Here is a 15,579-nt window from a genome sequence, read left to right as displayed (position 1 = left end):
GTTCACGGCTTTGGTGCTTCCATTGGACACTGGCGCAAAAATATCCCAGTTTTAGCTAATGCTGGGTACCAAGTATTTGCCATAGACCTTTTAGGTTTTGGTGGTTCCGATAAAGCGCCCATTGATTACAGTGTGGAAGTTTGGGTGGAACTGCTGAAAGATTTCTGCACAGCACACATCCAAGAACCTGCTGTATTTATTGGCAACTCTATTGGCGCACTTTTGAGCTTAATAGTACTGGTAGAACATCCAGAAATTGCTGCTGGCGGTATTTTAATTAACTCTGCGGGTGGTTTGAGTCATCGTTCCCACGAATTGAATCCGCCATTACGGATGGTGATGGCAGCTTTTAATCGGTTTGTGCGATCGCCAATTACAGGCAAATTCGTCTTTAACCGTATCCGTCAAAAAGCCCAAATTCGTCGTACTCTTTACCAAGTTTACCGCGATCGGCAAGCCGTCACCGATGAATTAGTAGATTTACTTTATACTCCCTCTTGCGATCCCGGAGCGCAACAAGTTTTTGCCTCCATTCTCACAGCACCTCCTGGCCCAAGTCCAGAGGAACTATTGCCCAAAGTAGAACGTCCTTTATTAATAATTTGGGGTGCTGATGATCCCTGGACACCAATTACTGGGGCAAAGATTTACGAAGAGGCGCGTGAGAATGGCAAAGAAATCAAAATTGTTGCCATTTCCAAAGCCGGTCATTGTCCCCACGATGAGGTTCCAGATGTTGTCAATGCCCAGATTGTTGATTGGCTAGCGCAAAGTTAACAATTTCCCGCCTAGACCCAAAACGAGGGCAAAATGTCCGTTACCAAGAATAACTTTGTGCCTATAGACCGTCTGCCACGCTGGAAAATCTCCTGGTAGCGAGCGCCATCTCACTCCTTCTACCAAAACATAAAAAATTGCGTTCAAGACTGACAACATATCGGCTTCACGCTTACGACCACCTGGTTTTGGTTCTGGAATCATCTCACTCAGAAATTCATATTGGGCGTGGCTCAGGTTGCTAGGGTATGCTTTACTCATGTCACTCTCTCGGTGCTGTCTACTATCTATTTACAGCTTATACTAAGAGAGCTTTTTTACCTCCTAACCGACTTTTCAAACACCCTCTTACTTAAAATGTATTTTGCAACAAGCTTTCGCCACGTTGGTAAATTTCCCGCGCATGGTCAGTCCAAGCGCCTTGTCCCCAATAACGAAAACAACTGGTTTGCAGCAAAAGGTTATGTAGGAGAGCGTTACGATAATGAGGTTGTCTAGTAATAGGTTCTGTTGAGTCAATTTCCAGTAATGGATCAACCTTTTGATGGAATAAACTACTTAATTGATACATGGGAGAAATCACATTTTCGTATCCTTTTACCCAACTAATATGATTTGTCCACGAAGCTCCATCCATGTGAAAATTAGAGTTTATTTGCTTTAATTCTTGAATAGCATTCTCTACAGCTTCCGGTTGGCAATTTTCTGCTGAAACTCGCTCCCAAATCTGATGCTGTCCGACTGGCTGGCAAGTTGGATAGTCTTCAGGTTTGCATCCAGCAGCTTCTATTAATTCTAAATATTCTGTACCACATATCCCGACAACACCTGATTTTCCTCCTCCATTATTGACCATATCCCACCAAGCTTGTTTGAAAGCACTAGGAAATTCATTCATCATCACGCCGCCATTTTCACCATCTCCAATTTGGCTAACTATTGGTGGTATAAATACACTCCCGACTTGTTGTTTTGATAAGATTTTAGCTTCGTAATAAGGCTGCATTTGTGCGACTAATTTAGTATCAGAACCTTGGGTTTTAATTAAGGCTGTAATGCTAATTGTTTCACCTTGGGAATTGCGAGCAATCAGACGATGTGGTAAATGTTTATAAGTCAGAGATTGACCGCTAATTGTTTCTACAGAATGTTCTTGAACAAGTAACCAGCGATATCCACATTCTTTCAGCGCTTTCACAAATTCAAACAGAGCATCAGGGTGATTTGGGAGATGCATTTCTGGGGGCGAAAATCCTTTGACTCGTGCTAGTGCTTCCCAGCCAAAAATTGCCGCAAAGTGATGTTGCCATGCGACAATATGTAATTTAATATCTGGTATGGGTGTGGAAGGAATAACTGCATGGCTCCACATTGTACCCAGCCACTCTACATAAGGTTGATAGGTGCGATCGCAAGTGATCCGTTTAAGATTATCAATAATATCGTTGCGTCCCATTTGCCGTAGTCCCCACAAAAGATTACCTGAGTAATCCAACATCACACGGGGATTGCAACCTTGACTTACGAGTTCGGGGATCAAGTCTCCCATGCGGCTGTAACAATATGCAAAAGGATCTGCATTGTGATTATCCCCTTGGTTGGGATGTTCAAACATATATTGCAGATTGCTGATCAGTGTACCATCATGTCCAGCAGGTATAGTTGGCTGGTGCATATGTAAGGCGATCGCAAATACTGCATTTATATCTTCTAAGCGGATATTTGTTGTTGGTAAAAATACAGGCGTATCATGGTTAACCACAGAGAGAACCTCTGCTTCCCAACCAGAAATATTCGGTAAACCATCAATGATTTCGGGCAAAGTGGGGAGAGTAGTAGGCAGTGAAAGCATTTCTGGTTGCTCCGAAACAAGGTATGTCTAATTATGCGATCGCACAGCAATTTCTGAGCTGCAACTTTGGTGGCTTTACCCAACTTACTGACTTAGCTTTTGATACTGAGGGTAATTTGTATGCTTTGCAGTACGCTAATCAGTCACTCTGGAAAGGTAATCTAGATGGTTCTGTGATTAAAATAGCGAGCGATGGGACTCGCACAACTATTCTTAGTGGCAATGGATTAGAGTCTCCTACTGCTTTGACTATAGGTGCTGATGGTGCTATTTACGTAACAAACCGAGGCGATCGCCCAGGACAGGGACAAGTTATCAAAATTGAGAATCCCAAGTCTGTTCCTGAATCTACTTCTACTTTCAGCTTGTTAGCATTTCTTGGCACTGTGAGCGTTACTTTATTGCACAAGGGTAAAGCCAAACGACTTAAGGGACTTCCAGAAAATAAATTATTCCCTAAATAAAAATGATCTGAATTTGATGTCTATTTAGGAAAAATACGAGTTGGTGGAGAAGACTTTGATATTCCTGTCCATATGGGACAGGAACTCTCAGAAGTATTACTTTATCACTAGTAGCTAAAAAATCAGCAGTTGGTAGTAAATATACTATCCAAGGTGTTAACGCTGAGATAATAATTAAAGCGACTTGGCCTCACATTGATTTTTTCTGAAAAATAACAAATCGCCAGCACGCTGAATTTTAGCCAAAAAACTCAGTTTTTCTTCAGGCTGTTGTCTTCTTAGCGCTGGGGGAGCTGCTATTCGTAACATTAACTCTAGCAACCAAGGGGCGAGGCGTTGACACAACACAGCTAAATGACTTTGCCATCCGACTAAAATTTCTGGTGAATCATTTTGCATTCCGGTGACGAGTGCTTTAGCGACTTGCTGGGGAGTCATGGGGATCACCCAGCGAAATAATTTGAAGTCGCGCACCATGTCTGTGTCGGTGAGGGAAGGCAATAATGCAATCACTCGGATATTGTATTCAGCTAGTTCCCGGCGCAAAGCTTGGGTAAATCCCAAAATTGCAAACTTGGTAGCTGAGTAAGTCGCCATCGTCGGCGCAGCCACTTTCCCCATCAGACTCGATACATTGACAATTGTCCCTTGTCTTTGGCTGGCCATGCGTCGAGCTATCAAACTAGTGAGGTTGTACATTCCTAACAAGTTCACAGAGAGTTCTTCTTGAACTTGGGGCATTTTAGATTGCAAAAACGAGCTTTGGTATGCGACTCCCGCACAATTAACCAACAGGTGAATCTGCCCGTAATTACGCCACAGTTGGGCAACAGCGATATTCACTTCAATTGTCTGCGTCAAATCTAATGGGACGATCGCAGTTTTTGTGCCCATCGCCTCGATTTCGTTGGCTACCTCAACTAACTTTTGGCGATCACGTGCTACCAATATTAGCCGCTGTATACCAAGTTGTGCTAATTCTAGGGCGATCGCTCGTCCAATACCACGGGAAGCCCCTGTAATTAGGGCTACTTTACCTTGAATCTCCATTGGTTTTATCCTCCAAAATTTAAGTCTTACCAAACTCTTTGTTATTGCCGACAAACACAAATCTTCAGTTACTCCCTTGTCGACACAAGGTAAGACAAATAATTAATCTCAATTGAAATCAAACTTAAAATGAGGCTTTAGCAACGAGATATTTCCTGGTTAATCTGCAATCCCTCATAATTGTCTATACGAGGCAGAAATTTATCGTTTTTAACTCGTCAATGCCCAACATATTGACCCGAATGCCTATAGCTCATAGATTTTATTTCTCCTATATCCGAGCTTCATCAGCATCGTTGTTAAACACACGTTAGCAATTAAATCAAGGTATTGCAATATTCTTTAATAAGGATTTCTTAATACTTCTTAACGACAAGTATATATATACAAAAGATTTTATTAAATAAGTTTTCATGAATACCTCAGTACAAATATCTGACTTTCTTGACAATTTGGTGAAATTTTTATATCTAAGCTATCACTTAGATATAAAAAAGACATATAGAGTTTGAATTTATGGTTGTAATAGTTCGATTTTCTGATTAACTTGGAGATTAATGTCAGTATATTTACTTTTATATTGAAAATAAATGTTTCTGATTTTTATTTTTTTAAAATAAGCTAAGAGAGCTAAATTATTGTCTTGAATGCAAATTACAACGGCATATTTATCTGCCAAAACTTTAGTACAAATTGTAATCTGTTTGGGTTTAGCTTTGAGTTCATCAAAGAAATGCTTGAGACTTGCCTAATCTATAGCAAACTTAAATCATTCGTGAACAACAAAATACCCAACTTCCTAAAGAAGTCGGAGATCTTACCCGTAAGTCAATATAGTTTATAGTTTAATATTCTACCTGAAACTATCCTACGTGTATTTACTTAACTCATAATTGTTACGCCTGCTTGGTATCACTAAGGAGAGGTAAGTGTAGCAGGGCTATTTCATTCTCATCTAGCCCGCCTCAGAATGAATTCTGAGGCTAATAGCACTCATTCGTCTAAAGACGACTGAGAAAAGATTAAAGTCCGTTAAAACGGACTTTAGCTATGAGCCTGGAACTTTAGTTCTGGGCGGTTTATGCCTAAAATGAAATAGCCCTGGTAGCGGTAGGTTGAGGATTTGGTGGTTTTGTTGACTGAGGATTTGACCCATTCCAAACTTGATTTAACTGAACTGCCGACAACGACTGTAAAATACTAAGATTAAGCGGCTCTTTACTGATGAATGTGGCGTAGGATGGCTGCAAATAGGAGCGATATTCAGGGCGGTTGAGAAGATGGGTTTCCAAAAAAGCTACACTCAGGGCTTTGAGATAGGAATAAGCAGCAGTGCGATCGGGGCCTAGCAAGGCAGGTGGCACAGGTAACACACTATTCTGAGAACTAGATTCTCCGATCGCCGAAAAATGAGTGGCGTTTTCGATTAGAGCTAGGTACTTATTGGAGTCAGAAAGCCAGGTAAAGGGGCGAATTTGCTCAAATACGGGTGGGGCGAAAATATCTTGACTACCCGCCACCAGCATTACAGGAACTTTTATTTGACTGACTCCCCCCTCACCCAAAATGGAGCTGTCAATAGGATTAATCGCAATGATCACCTTGATGCGATCGTCTTGGAGTTCGTAATTCCTTAGGGGTAACTCAGTTGCTTGACACTGCAAAAAGAGCGACAAATTAAAAAGGGAATTATTGGGATTACAGTCTTGCCTCAGTTGCTGAAAGTTAATCTTTGCTCCTGCTAGAGTCAAAACAGTGTAACCTCCAAAGGACTGACCGATCGCCCCAACTTGCTGAAAATTAAGTTTTCCCTGGAGGGTGGGATCAGATTTTTCCAGACGCTGGAGTTCATTGAGTAGATATTTGATATCCAAAGGTCTGTTGATAAATTCCGCTGCATCTGGTGGTCCTGCCAAACCTGCAAAGTATAGCTGAATGCGTTCGGCATTACTACCAGGGTGTTCCAGTACAGCAACGGCAAAACCATAGGATGCTAGATGTTCAGCCAGGTAGACAAAGGTAGAACGATCTGAGGCCAGTCCATGAGAAATTACAATTAGGGGAAAGGGCGGAGTTTTGAGTTCTGAGTTTTGAGTTGCAGGCAGATAAATATCTATCGGTAAACGGCGATTGCGACGAATATCATTTAACTCTAGGCTGGTTTTCTGCCAACGGAATTTTCCAGGCGATCGCAAATCTGGCTGTTGTGAGAAATCAATTGTTGAGTTGGCTGCTTGAGCGATCGCTTCCTTTTGAATAAAAGCAACAACTTCATCCTTTTGTTTAAGCAATTGCGACAAATCTTCGACTATCCTTAACCCCTCTGTGAAATTCACCCGGATAGTATTGCTAGGAAATTTACGCAGCAAATTCACAACCGTTAAGCCCTCTTGATCGGCAGCAGCCAAAATCAAAGAGGCACGTATAGCATAAAAGCCGTTATTTCGAGACTCAGTGAGGAGTAATTCTCCTAACCGTCGCACCACCTTCTCGCCTATAGGTGAGTAAGTAACCTGAGATACCAACGTAGGTGTGAGATTGAAGCGCTGCTGGAGCAACTCCCGCAGTTGAGCGAGTTGTTGGGGAGTAGCACGGCTGGCATAAAAAGAAAAGTCTTCATCAATTTTGCCTTCTTTAGCAAAAAGTTCCAGCGAGTCCACTGGTAAATAAAATTCGCCAAAGGGAGGATAAAAAAAGCTAATGCGTTCAGCTCCCAATCCGGGAGTAGCAGTCAAAAAAGTAGATAGCAAACCTAAACCCAGGTATCTCAAAAATTTTTTCATCAGAAAAACCCACTGTTTAACCCTGCTAAATTAGCACAACATATAGATAGCAAATTTTTTAGCCAAACAGCATCAGGAGCGCGATAATTATATATAGATATAGATCAAAGTGCCTTATATGTCCTTCCCTTCTTGCCCCTCTTGTGTTGTCGTCCTCAATCAACAACAGGAGCAAAATGTCTCCCACCAAAATCAGTGCCAGGATGTGCCACTTAACCACAGCAAGAATCCGGTTAAAAATTGCACTGTAGTTGAAAATGGTCGGGTTGTCGTTAAACCCTTACAAGCAGCAATTAATAAGGCTTCCGAGTAATTTTTGGGCATTCAACGCCTTTCATCTTCAGGCAAGACATCATGGAACTGGTTGTAGTCAATGTAGCGATGTCCATCTGGTGTGTGATTGATAATATCGACAAATCGATTGTTCCACAAAATCTCATTAGCACCATAGCTATGACGCGCATGGACGACCTGTGCAACCGTTTCATCAATGCCACTTAGAGAAATAATCAACATAGTATTTGTCTGGGTTAACGATTCTGATGTCATCCCATACAAAGGACTAAATTCATCAATAATATGTACAACTGACCAAGTTAAGGAAAAGTTAGGTGTTTGGTTTCTTAGCAGTTTGAGATCGTAGATCCGACGCATGAACTGCCCTTCTACTGTCACTTCGTCACGCATCAAGTATACTCGCATCTGCGCCTCCAGAATTGTGTTGCGGCGCTGATTAGCAGTGCGAAACATCAGAGTAGGCTTTGCATCATGAGGTGTAATCACCGCTACACGGCTAAACATCACACGGGCAGTTGGTCGGGAGAAACGGGCAAATGCTAGTCCTGTCATTACAGCAATTCCTACCAAGCCAATCATCGCTTCAATGGTGACAATAATGTTGGCGTAAGTCGTTTTAGGATACATCGCCCCATAGCCGATGGATGCTAGGGTTTGCACACTAAAGAAAAAGACATCTAAAAAAGAGCCAGGTCGAGCGTTGGCAATACAATCTCCTCCTACCCAGTAAGCTAAGGCAAAAAGAGCATTAATAGTTACATAGAAAACACAAGTTAATATTAGAAAAGCAGTCCAAGGAATCGTCAGCAGCAGATGGTAGGGATCGCGCCAATAGGAATGCCATGCACCCATACCCATAATTTCAAACTTTCCATCTCGAACTTGAATGTGAATAAGTGGGATCAAGCGCTGTCGTTGCTTCCTTAAAAGTCTCTTCAATGGAAATCTCATCGGGGGTAGCCAAAAGAACGACAAGTAGTTAGTATGACTAGGGCTGAAAAATCCTGTTTTCAGGTAACAATCTGATAGCTATATATTACTGATGAATCGAAATTTCTGGATTACCGCTTTAGTTGCCTTTGTTAACTCCCTCAGTTTTACAGTTTTAATTCCCATTATCTATCTTTATGGCAAACAATTTGGTCTTAGCGATTTTCAGACCAGTTTGTTGTTTTCGACTTACTCTATAGCTCAGTTTTTTGCAACTCCCGTCATTGGTAAACTATCTGATCGCTTTGGACGCAAGCCTTTACTGATCATCAGTTTAGCTGGAACTGCGATCGCTAATTTGATCGCTGGAACTGCGACAACAGCAGTGATACTTTTTCTGGCTCGATTCTTGGATGGAATCACCGGCGGGAATGCTTCTGTAGCTCAGGCGATTATTTCAGATATCACCACTCCTGAAAAGCGTGTTCAGGGGTTTGGGATTTATGGAGCAGCATTGGGGTTAGGCTTTGTACTAGGCCCAGTTACCAGCTTGCTGGCACAGCAGATTTCTTTGGGATTCGCATTTATCATTTCAGGTGCAGTCGCATTCGTAGCCCTGTTAATTACAATCTTCTTCTTACCAGAAACTCTGCAAAACAAGGCTGGTAAAGGGCGAAATATCTTTGATTTAGGTTTAGGGAATTTAATTAGAGGTCTGACTATGCCTAAAATTGGTGTACTTCTAGTTATAAACTTTTTTCTTGGCACAACTTTCACGATCTTTACTTATGCTTTTCAACCCTATTTTATTAATGTGTTGCGTCAAAATAACCAATCTTTAACGCTAATGTTTATACTATTTGGAGTGCTAGGTGTGATGATGCAGACTTGGGGAGTTTCGGTTCTTATGCAAAAATTTAATGTAGTTAATATATTATTTTTAGCTTTATTTATCCGAAGTTTCTCATTTGTCTTAATGCCAGTTTTTCCTAACACCATTTATTTTGTGGCAGTCAGTATACTCTTCTCAATCTTCAATTCTCTAGTTCAACCCATGATCACTACGCTAATTTCTATCAATGCTAAAGCACAGGAGCAGGGAACTGCAATGGGATTGAACGCATCTTATTTAAGCATCTCCAATGGTATTGGGCCTGTGATTGCAGGAATGATAATTCATCAATCAAACCCCAAAACTTATGGCTATCCATTATATTTAGCCGGAACATTCACTTTTCTAGTATTATTTTTGGCAATAGTTACTCGCAAAAGCTACACACCTCAGCCTAATTCATGAGGATGCAGGAGGAAAAACTCGTAAATTAAACCGAAAATTAGGAATTAGTTAAAAAGAAGGATTGGGGGGATCAAGTCTTAACTGATAGCAAAAAAATAGAGTGTGCAATGCCCACCCTACTAATTTATCTCCTAGAAACTTATTATTCAGGCTTTAGTGATTCACCTTTAGAACAGCGATCAAACCAGTCTTGGTATTTTTTCTGGTGTGACTCATTTTCAACAGCAATTGTGACTCTTACCTGTTTGCATCCATGATTTCGCTCTAGTGCGATCGCATTCAACAATAAACTGGCAATTTTAGGTGAACTAAAGTCGCCACTTACCGTTAAACTACCATGAAAAGGTGTAGTTTCAGGTCTTTCTACTTCAGTCAAATCAACTCCAGAAATTTCCTCTTGTGATAAATCAATTTCTGCAAGTTGCTTATATTCTGGGCTGAGTTGTTCAACAATTAGTTTCTCCCGTCGGACAGGAACTTGTACCATCCGAGTTTCGATTACTTTGCGAACAATTACCTCACCAACTTTCCGCTTGCTGCTTTCAACAACTAATCGTTCTTCTAATAAACGAATAATCTTCTCTTCGTTAACATATTCTAAATTTTCTGGTTCAACTGGGCTACTTGTAGTTTGACTATAGTCTAGTTGTTCAATTGAATTTTCTGAGAGTTTGCGCTCGCCTGGTGTTTCTGTTTCTAAATGTTCAGGCATATACTCTATTTCTGATTTGTTTAAGTCTATGAAAACAGATTTAGTCGGCTTGTCGATTTTTTTTATTCTCTGGCTCTGCAATCGAAATAAAGCAGGATGTTTATCGGCTAACTGCTGACTATATTCTACAGTTTGTTGATTTACTTGGTTAGATATAACTAGGTTTAGCCGACGATTAGTATCCACAATTAAATCATAAACCATTCCTACTAGCTGACCTTGCCTATCGATTACAGCAAAATCCTTCACCTTCTTTTTCAAATCTGCTAATGAGGTGCTAGTGCGAGAGTTCCAGTTTGACTGTCCAATGTTTTTTGTCATCGGAAATTTATGAACTTCTTTTTACTTAGATTAAATGTATTGATCGTTTTGAATTATAACAAGCACAGGTAAAGCTAATTAAACAGCCTCACCTGCACTATGTAGAATTATTTATTAGTCATTAGTTCCAGTTATTAGCTAATGACTACGTTGGTTAGCGCTCTTCAACTGGAAGTCCAGAGGTATTTACGTCTAACTCTTCACGACGCACGGTTTCTTGAGTTTCGACTGTTTCTTGATCCACTACTTTTCTAACTCTGACTTCTTCACGCAAAACTGCTTCTTTGCGAACATCAGCAACTTCTTCGTGGAGTTCGATCCGAGCAACTTCGCCTTCACGGAAATCTGCTTCACGCCCTGAAACAACCGTACCTGCATCTGCTGGAGTTATGCGCTCAATTACAACTCGTTCTCTTTCAATTGGTACTGCAACTCGTGCAGTGTCAGTCTCAGTATGTTTACCAATCGATACTTCTCCAGTTTTTTGGCGTCGTTTGCCAGCAACCAACCTTTCTTCATATAATTTCAGGGTTTGATTATCTTGCTCATTTAACCCAAATAAAGCAGGCTCATTTTCGTAAGTATAGTTATTGCGATCGTAAGCGGGCGCGGGTGCAACCGCCTGGTGATAGCTTGTATCTAATGGTGCTAATGGATCTAATGCCGATGACGCTAATGGAGCTACTGGTAGGGTGGAGTCTGTAGGTTGGCGATATACCCCACGCACCCGTTCTTCATAGTCGTAATCAAGGGTTTGGCGTTCATTGAACTCAGGTAAATCTTCTGCTTGCTCTCTAGTCAAACCAACGGTGTAGACGCGATCAACGTTATAATCTATACGTGAACGGCCAATCGGTAGCAACACTTTTTTACCAAAAATCCAGAAGCCTAAATCAACGACTAGATAACGGAAATGACCTTCTTCATCAACTAAAACATCGTTGACAGTACCAACTTTTTCATCAGTTCCTTGTGTATAAACGCCAAGCCCTTTAATGTCGTGACCTTCAAAGGCATCACGGTAGCTAGGCTCAAAATCTTCTAGTTTGTAAAGAACCATTATAAGTTACCTCAAAAATTATTTCCATCTCGTACCTAATAAGATATACATTTGGTATACTTGTCTACATCTTTCTGGCGAGTGAATTATTTAAAGAGTGAAATAATCAAAAGTTATAGATATTTTCTATAGTAGATAAAATAATTGAGCAACCTTTCCTTTTTTTTCTCTGTATAATACGTCGCAAGCGACACAACATTATCAGCGCGATCGGTTAAGAATACACTGCTATGGAAAATTAATCTGAGAAAGCAAAATTACTGATAGATCAGGAACACTCCGAAAGCGTTGATCATTGGTTATAAAAGTAGAGCATTGAGTCAACAGTGCTGTTGCTGCATGGATAGCATCTGGTAATTTGATGTTAATACTGGCACGGAGTTGAGCAGCTTCAATTAAAACCTGACGGCTGACAGGAATCACTGTTAAATTCTGTGAATTGCTAATCAGTTTTTTGTAAGTTGTCTGTTGAGGTAAGTCCTGATTTTGGAAAGGTTTTACCAATACTTCAGCAAGTGATAATTCGCTAGTTACTACACTCAAGTTGCCTTGGTCAATACTTTGGAATAGCTGAGTTAAATCTTGGACGAATGCTGGATATCCCTCTAAAGTATAAATCCAAATGTTGGTATCGAGGTAGACCCGTGTGCCTTGAATAGCATCTAGAATTCCCATGCATCTCTTTCTTGGCGAATAAACTTATCCACTTCTTCCGGTGTGTTAAAACTACCTCTAGCAGATCCGATAAAGCTAGTTAGAGGCTTTTCAGAATCCTTTGGGGGTGACTCCAGAAGTACTATAACTTCGACAGTTGCACCTACTGGAAGTTCTGGAGAACAAATTTCTACTACACCACCAAGTTTAACGATCGCCTGTTGCCTGAGTCCATTAAGCATGACAATTTATTTTCCGATCAGTGTCGAGTAAAGGACATTCTTCTAAGTATAGTCTTGTAGCTTCTTTAAGATTAGTAAGGGCTTCTTCAATTGTCTCACCTTGGTCAACTGTGCCGACTTCAGGACATTCAGCAATATACATATCTTCTTCTTTGTGAAGAATGGCAGTTAAGGTTTTGGTCTTCATAGGGTTTTCTTTTGATACGGATAGTCGAGCGATGCCTACGGCGGCAAGCAACGCACTGCTTTTTCTAGTTTAGCTTTGAGGTGCGATCGCTACCAATGGAATTTTTCTCAGCGTAGTTTAAATTTCTCTGATATTCTCTGATTTTTTGTTGAGCTACTACATAATTGGGGCTAGAAGATGGCACAGTTTTCATAAGTGCGATCGCAGCTTCCCACTCACTCATAACTATCTTCCAATCATCTGGAGACTTTGCTGATTGGGTTAGTTTGGCAGCATTGATTGCTTTATTTACTGCCTCTCGAAATGTATCAGTTTGAAGTAACACTGCCGGCAATTCTGAAATCACTGGTGAGGGTGTAACTAATACAGACTTTGATGGTATTTGTGTTGCAATTTTAGAGGTTATGGGAAGTATTTCTATGAATTTTGAAGAAAAGTATATTCCTACAGCAATTGAAAATATCAAAAAACTAAGCAACCAATTTTTATTTAAATTACGATACTTCCGTTGAGTATTGATGATTGTAGTTTCTTCTTCAGTCGATGAAATATTTGATTTCATTTTGTGTACGCCCATTTCCCCACGCAATCTATTAAGTTCTTTATCTGTCTTTAAATCAGCATTGGATTTACTTGCATCTGTTTCTTTATTGCTAGAATAAGCATATATTATTCGGCATCTCACCAAATATTCAATTTGATACGTTAGTGCGCCAGCAGAAATATAGAAAAGCCCAATTATTCCTATTACATTATTATTAATATTTTGCATTTGTGTGTAATATTCAATTGGTCTGGCGTAGCTAAGATTAAAGAATGGTAGGAGGATTATAGAAAAACAAACTGCTATCAGTGTAGAAATTGCAATTACAAGCCAAGCGTACAATCCTTCCCACCAACTCATTATTCCTGGTAATAATCCTTGTGTTTTACCTATTTCGGGTGCCTGAATTTCTGATATAAATCGACTAATGAGTAAATGTAAGCAGTGATGAGTCAAAGAAATTATAGGAATTGGAGACAAGAGTAACAGTATTATAAATATAGCAAATAATTCTGGACTGTTTACAAAATATGCGATGCGGTAGCCTAACTTTCCAGTATTAGTGACTAGAAATATAATAACTCTCAAAAATAGAGTTAAAATCAGTGCTTTTAACCAAGAACTAGGATAAGGAAACCATAAAGGCCAATAAAACTTTTGCTTTTGCTTAGTAACTTCCTGAATATTCGGCTGTGTCATAATAACCAATAAATCCAAAAAAATGAGAAATTATCGTCTATCCTAGAATTCCCTATTTACAGAGAAAAGCAACATTTTAAAGCCATGTATTTAAAATTTAGATAGATTTTACAAAAACCCCGATTTTAGACTATTTCTCTGCGACTCTGCGCGACGCCAGGTGCTTCTCCTTACCGGAGACGCTGCGCGAACAAGTCGGCAGAACCGCCCAACGCACTGGCTCCTCTGCGTGAAAAAAATTAACGTTCCTTTGTAATCACAGAACTACCATTACTAATACTTACTTTTTGAATAAAAACGTCAGTACAAGATGATAAAATATCAGTACCTATTTGATTAGCAATAAATTCAAAATCTTGGTTTGTTAATTCCCGTGCGGTATCGCCACTTAAGTTAATAGAAATAGTTAAACTCTGAGGATTGCTGGAAGACTGTTCATTATCTACTGCTTCTAGTTCACCTTCTGCTATGCCTAGATTAAACTCTTTACTCCAAGCTGGAAAATCCTCACCCGTTTGTTGTCCATCAACTTTCACTCTTTCAACAGATGTAGATCCTAAACGAGTTAAGCCTTTGCGGACAAATGCAACTAAAATTTGCTGATTTAGTACTTGGGCAGATTCTAGTATTACCTCTAAGGAAGTATCTTTGAAGGCAACTTTTGCAGTGATTCCTTTAGGGTGTAGGTGGCGGTTCATCAGAAATGCGATCGCCTGGGAATCTCCCTGTTTTGCAAGTTTTAGAATATTCGGCTGTGTCATAACTACTAAAAGAGAAAATCTAGGAAAATAAACTTATATTCTCAGCATTCCCTCTTGACAGCCTTAAGTAACATTATGATGTAAAATATCAGCTAACCTGGGCTAAAATGTCTTGAATTTTGAATTTTGAATTGTTAATGTGCTTGCCAAATTAACAGAATTAATATTAATCAGTTTGATTTCAATTTTAAATATGAAGTTTTATCGAGATCATGCTTGGCCTTCAACTCTGGAAGAAGCCATAATTATCCAAGAAAAGCTGCGATATCAGGTAATTACTGAGGATAAACTGCAAGAACCTGTCCAGTATGTTGCTGGAGTGGATATGGGTTTTGAAGCTGATGGAACCATTAGCCGTGCAGCTGTCGCAGTACTGAGTTTTCCTGATTTGCAAGTAATCGAGACAAGCCTAGCACACCGTCCTACAACCTTTCCTTATATTCCTGGGTTCCTCTCATTTCGGGAAATTCCAGCCGTCCTCGATGCCCTGGAAAAGATTAAAATTACACCAGATATCATCCTGTGTGATGGTCAAGGAATTGCTCATCCCCGTAGATTAGGTATAGCTAGCCATTTAGGGTTACTTATAGATATGCCGACAATTGGTGTAGCTAAGTCGTTGTTGGTAGGTAAACATGAGGAATTGGCAGAAACTAAAGGCAGCCAGCAACCATTGATATATAAAGGTGAAACCATTGGGGCAGTTTTACGATCGCGCACAGGAGTAAAACCTCTGTACATTTCTAATGGTCATCGAATTAGTCTACCGACAGCGATTAACTATGTATTACGCTGTACACCAAAATATCGGCTCCCAGAAACTACACGCATCGCTGATAAATTAGCGTCGGCGAAATAAAGCTTGTTGAAGTTTTTTCTAAATACTTGCTTGCACCGACTCAATCGTGTTAGAAATCGCACAGAAGGAAGTTGAAGTAGCTAAATACGA

General features: G+C 40.1%; 17 protein-coding genes. 5 read left to right on the top strand and 12 right to left on the bottom strand.

The window, feature by feature from the left end:
• On the top strand, positions 1-777 hold a 777-nt coding region (locus tag ACEW80_RS21425), incomplete at its 5' end, for an alpha/beta fold hydrolase (protein ID WP_373528528.1).
• Here ACEW80_RS21425 and ACEW80_RS21420 read toward each other — a convergent pair.
• Together ACEW80_RS21420 and ACEW80_RS21415 are read right to left on the bottom strand one after the other, a co-directional pair.
• A complete protein-coding gene (locus ACEW80_RS21420; protein ID WP_373528527.1) occupies positions 763-1,038 on the bottom strand; it encodes a transposase in 276 nt (91 codons plus the stop codon). The genes ACEW80_RS21425 and ACEW80_RS21420 overlap by 15 nt on opposite strands.
• Positions 1,039-1,129: 91 nt before the next feature.
• Positions 1,130-2,629 carry a glycosyl hydrolase family 57 gene (locus tag ACEW80_RS21415; RefSeq protein WP_373528526.1) on the bottom strand — a complete coding sequence of 500 codons (1,500 nt, stop codon included), beginning with the start codon at positions 2,627-2,629 and terminating at the stop codon, positions 1,130-1,132.
• Between ACEW80_RS21415 and ACEW80_RS21410 the strand changes: the two genes are divergently transcribed.
• Positions 2,620-3,093: a ScyD/ScyE family protein gene (locus ACEW80_RS21410; protein ID WP_373528525.1), complete on the top strand. Its 474-nt coding sequence runs from the start codon at positions 2,620-2,622 to the stop codon at positions 3,091-3,093. The two genes, ACEW80_RS21415 and ACEW80_RS21410, sit on opposite strands and share 10 nt — an antisense overlap.
• Before the next feature lie 174 nt (positions 3,094-3,267).
• Here the strand turns inward: ACEW80_RS21410 and ACEW80_RS21405 are convergent, their stop codons facing one another.
• Entirely contained in the window at positions 3,268-4,143 is an 876-nt protein-coding gene (locus ACEW80_RS21405; RefSeq protein ID WP_373528524.1) for an SDR family NAD(P)-dependent oxidoreductase, read from the bottom strand.
• A 1,085-nt stretch (positions 4,144-5,228) separates the two neighbouring features.
• Positions 5,229-6,926, bottom strand: coding sequence for an alpha/beta hydrolase (locus ACEW80_RS21400; protein WP_373528523.1), 1,698 nt, complete (start codon positions 6,924-6,926; stop codon positions 5,229-5,231).
• Positions 6,927-7,044: 118 nt separating this feature from the next.
• On the opposite strand from ACEW80_RS21400, the gene ACEW80_RS21395 reads away from it, so the two are divergent.
• A complete protein-coding gene (locus tag ACEW80_RS21395) occupies positions 7,045-7,239 on the top strand; it encodes a hypothetical protein (RefSeq protein ID WP_373528522.1) in 195 nt (64 codons plus the stop codon).
• Between the two features lie 11 nt (positions 7,240-7,250).
• Here the strand turns inward: ACEW80_RS21395 and ACEW80_RS21390 are convergent, their stop codons facing one another.
• Complete coding sequence (locus ACEW80_RS21390) at positions 7,251-8,174, bottom strand: ion channel (RefSeq protein ID WP_373528521.1); 924 nt, start codon at positions 8,172-8,174, stop codon at positions 7,251-7,253.
• Positions 8,175-8,265: 91 nt separating this feature from the next.
• Here ACEW80_RS21390 and ACEW80_RS21385 point away from each other — a divergent pair, with 91 nt between their 5' ends.
• Positions 8,266-9,450 carry an MFS transporter gene (locus ACEW80_RS21385; RefSeq protein ID WP_373528520.1) on the top strand — a complete coding sequence of 395 codons (1,185 nt, stop codon included), beginning with the start codon at positions 8,266-8,268 and terminating at the stop codon, positions 9,448-9,450.
• Between the two features lie 142 nt (positions 9,451-9,592).
• Here ACEW80_RS21385 and ACEW80_RS21380 read toward each other — a convergent pair whose 3' ends face one another.
• From ACEW80_RS21380 to ACEW80_RS21350, 7 genes are all read right to left on the bottom strand, one after another.
• On the bottom strand, positions 9,593-10,483 hold the full coding sequence (locus ACEW80_RS21380; protein WP_373528519.1) for a YsnF/AvaK domain-containing protein: 891 nt from the start codon (positions 10,481-10,483) through the stop codon (positions 9,593-9,595).
• A gap of 154 nt (positions 10,484-10,637) precedes the next feature.
• The gene (locus ACEW80_RS21375; protein ID WP_373528518.1) at positions 10,638-11,543 is read right to left on the bottom strand and encodes a DUF2382 domain-containing protein; all 906 of its coding nucleotides are present in this window, start codon (positions 11,541-11,543) and stop codon (positions 10,638-10,640) included.
• 228 nt (positions 11,544-11,771) lie between these two features.
• Positions 11,772-12,218, bottom strand: a complete 447-nt coding sequence (locus ACEW80_RS21370; protein WP_373528517.1) for a type II toxin-antitoxin system VapC family toxin — start codon at positions 12,216-12,218, stop codon at positions 11,772-11,774.
• Positions 12,206-12,439, bottom strand: coding sequence for a hypothetical protein (locus ACEW80_RS21365; RefSeq protein WP_373528516.1), 234 nt, complete (start codon positions 12,437-12,439; stop codon positions 12,206-12,208). Before ACEW80_RS21365 ends, ACEW80_RS21370 begins: the two co-directional genes overlap by 13 nt.
• The gene (locus ACEW80_RS21360) at positions 12,432-12,626 is read right to left on the bottom strand and encodes a type II toxin-antitoxin system HicB family antitoxin (protein ID WP_373528515.1); all 195 of its coding nucleotides are present in this window, start codon (positions 12,624-12,626) and stop codon (positions 12,432-12,434) included. Before ACEW80_RS21360 ends, ACEW80_RS21365 begins: the two co-directional genes overlap by 8 nt.
• 64 nt (positions 12,627-12,690) lie before the next feature.
• Positions 12,691-13,758 (bottom strand): hypothetical protein, encoded by a 1,068-nt coding sequence (locus ACEW80_RS21355; protein ID WP_373528514.1) that lies wholly within the window; start codon positions 13,756-13,758, stop codon positions 12,691-12,693.
• 350 nt (positions 13,759-14,108) lie between these two features.
• Positions 14,109-14,630 (bottom strand): hypothetical protein, encoded by a 522-nt coding sequence (locus ACEW80_RS21350; RefSeq protein ID WP_373528513.1) that lies wholly within the window; start codon positions 14,628-14,630, stop codon positions 14,109-14,111.
• Between the two features lie 193 nt (positions 14,631-14,823).
• On the opposite strand from ACEW80_RS21350, the gene nfi reads away from it, so the two are divergent.
• Entirely contained in the window at positions 14,824-15,489 is a 666-nt protein-coding gene (nfi, locus tag ACEW80_RS21345) for a deoxyribonuclease V (RefSeq protein ID WP_373528512.1), read from the top strand.
• Positions 15,490-15,579: the final 90 nt, after the last annotated feature.

Source organism: Nostoc sp. (assembly GCF_041747015.1).
Classification (GTDB): Bacteria; Cyanobacteriota; Cyanobacteriia; order Cyanobacteriales; family Nostocaceae; genus Nostoc.
This window is presented reverse-complemented; position numbering and strand designations above follow the sequence as displayed.

What these genes read in the sequence shown, in the direction of transcription:
- ACEW80_RS21420 (WP_373528527.1), bottom strand. Translation starts at nt 1,038, where the DNA reads ATGAGTAAAGCATACCCTAGCAACCTGAGCCACGCCCAATATGAATTT.
- ACEW80_RS21415 (WP_373528526.1), bottom strand. Translation starts at nt 2,629, where the DNA reads ATGCTTTCACTGCCTACTACTCTCCCCACTTTGCCCGAAATCATTGAT.
- ACEW80_RS21405 (WP_373528524.1), bottom strand. Translation starts at nt 4,143, where the DNA reads ATGGAGATTCAAGGTAAAGTAGCCCTAATTACAGGGGCTTCCCGTGGT.
- ACEW80_RS21400 (WP_373528523.1), bottom strand. Translation starts at nt 6,926, where the DNA reads ATGAAAAAATTTTTGAGATACCTGGGTTTAGGTTTGCTATCTACTTTT.
- ACEW80_RS21395 (WP_373528522.1), top strand. Translation starts at nt 7,045, where the DNA reads ATGTCCTTCCCTTCTTGCCCCTCTTGTGTTGTCGTCCTCAATCAACAA.
- ACEW80_RS21390 (WP_373528521.1), bottom strand. Translation starts at nt 8,174, where the DNA reads ATGAGATTTCCATTGAAGAGACTTTTAAGGAAGCAACGACAGCGCTTG.
- ACEW80_RS21385 (WP_373528520.1), top strand. Translation starts at nt 8,266, where the DNA reads ATGAATCGAAATTTCTGGATTACCGCTTTAGTTGCCTTTGTTAACTCC.
- ACEW80_RS21380 (WP_373528519.1), bottom strand. Translation starts at nt 10,483, where the DNA reads ATGACAAAAAACATTGGACAGTCAAACTGGAACTCTCGCACTAGCACC.
- ACEW80_RS21375 (WP_373528518.1), bottom strand. Translation starts at nt 11,543, where the DNA reads ATGGTTCTTTACAAACTAGAAGATTTTGAGCCTAGCTACCGTGATGCC.
- ACEW80_RS21370 (WP_373528517.1), bottom strand. Translation starts at nt 12,218, where the DNA reads ATGGGAATTCTAGATGCTATTCAAGGCACACGGGTCTACCTCGATACC.
- ACEW80_RS21365 (WP_373528516.1), bottom strand. Translation starts at nt 12,439, where the DNA reads ATGCTTAATGGACTCAGGCAACAGGCGATCGTTAAACTTGGTGGTGTA.
- ACEW80_RS21360 (WP_373528515.1), bottom strand. Translation starts at nt 12,626, where the DNA reads ATGAAGACCAAAACCTTAACTGCCATTCTTCACAAAGAAGAAGATATG.
- ACEW80_RS21350 (WP_373528513.1), bottom strand. Translation starts at nt 14,630, where the DNA reads ATGACACAGCCGAATATTCTAAAACTTGCAAAACAGGGAGATTCCCAG.
- nfi (WP_373528512.1), top strand. Translation starts at nt 14,824, where the DNA reads ATGAAGTTTTATCGAGATCATGCTTGGCCTTCAACTCTGGAAGAAGCC.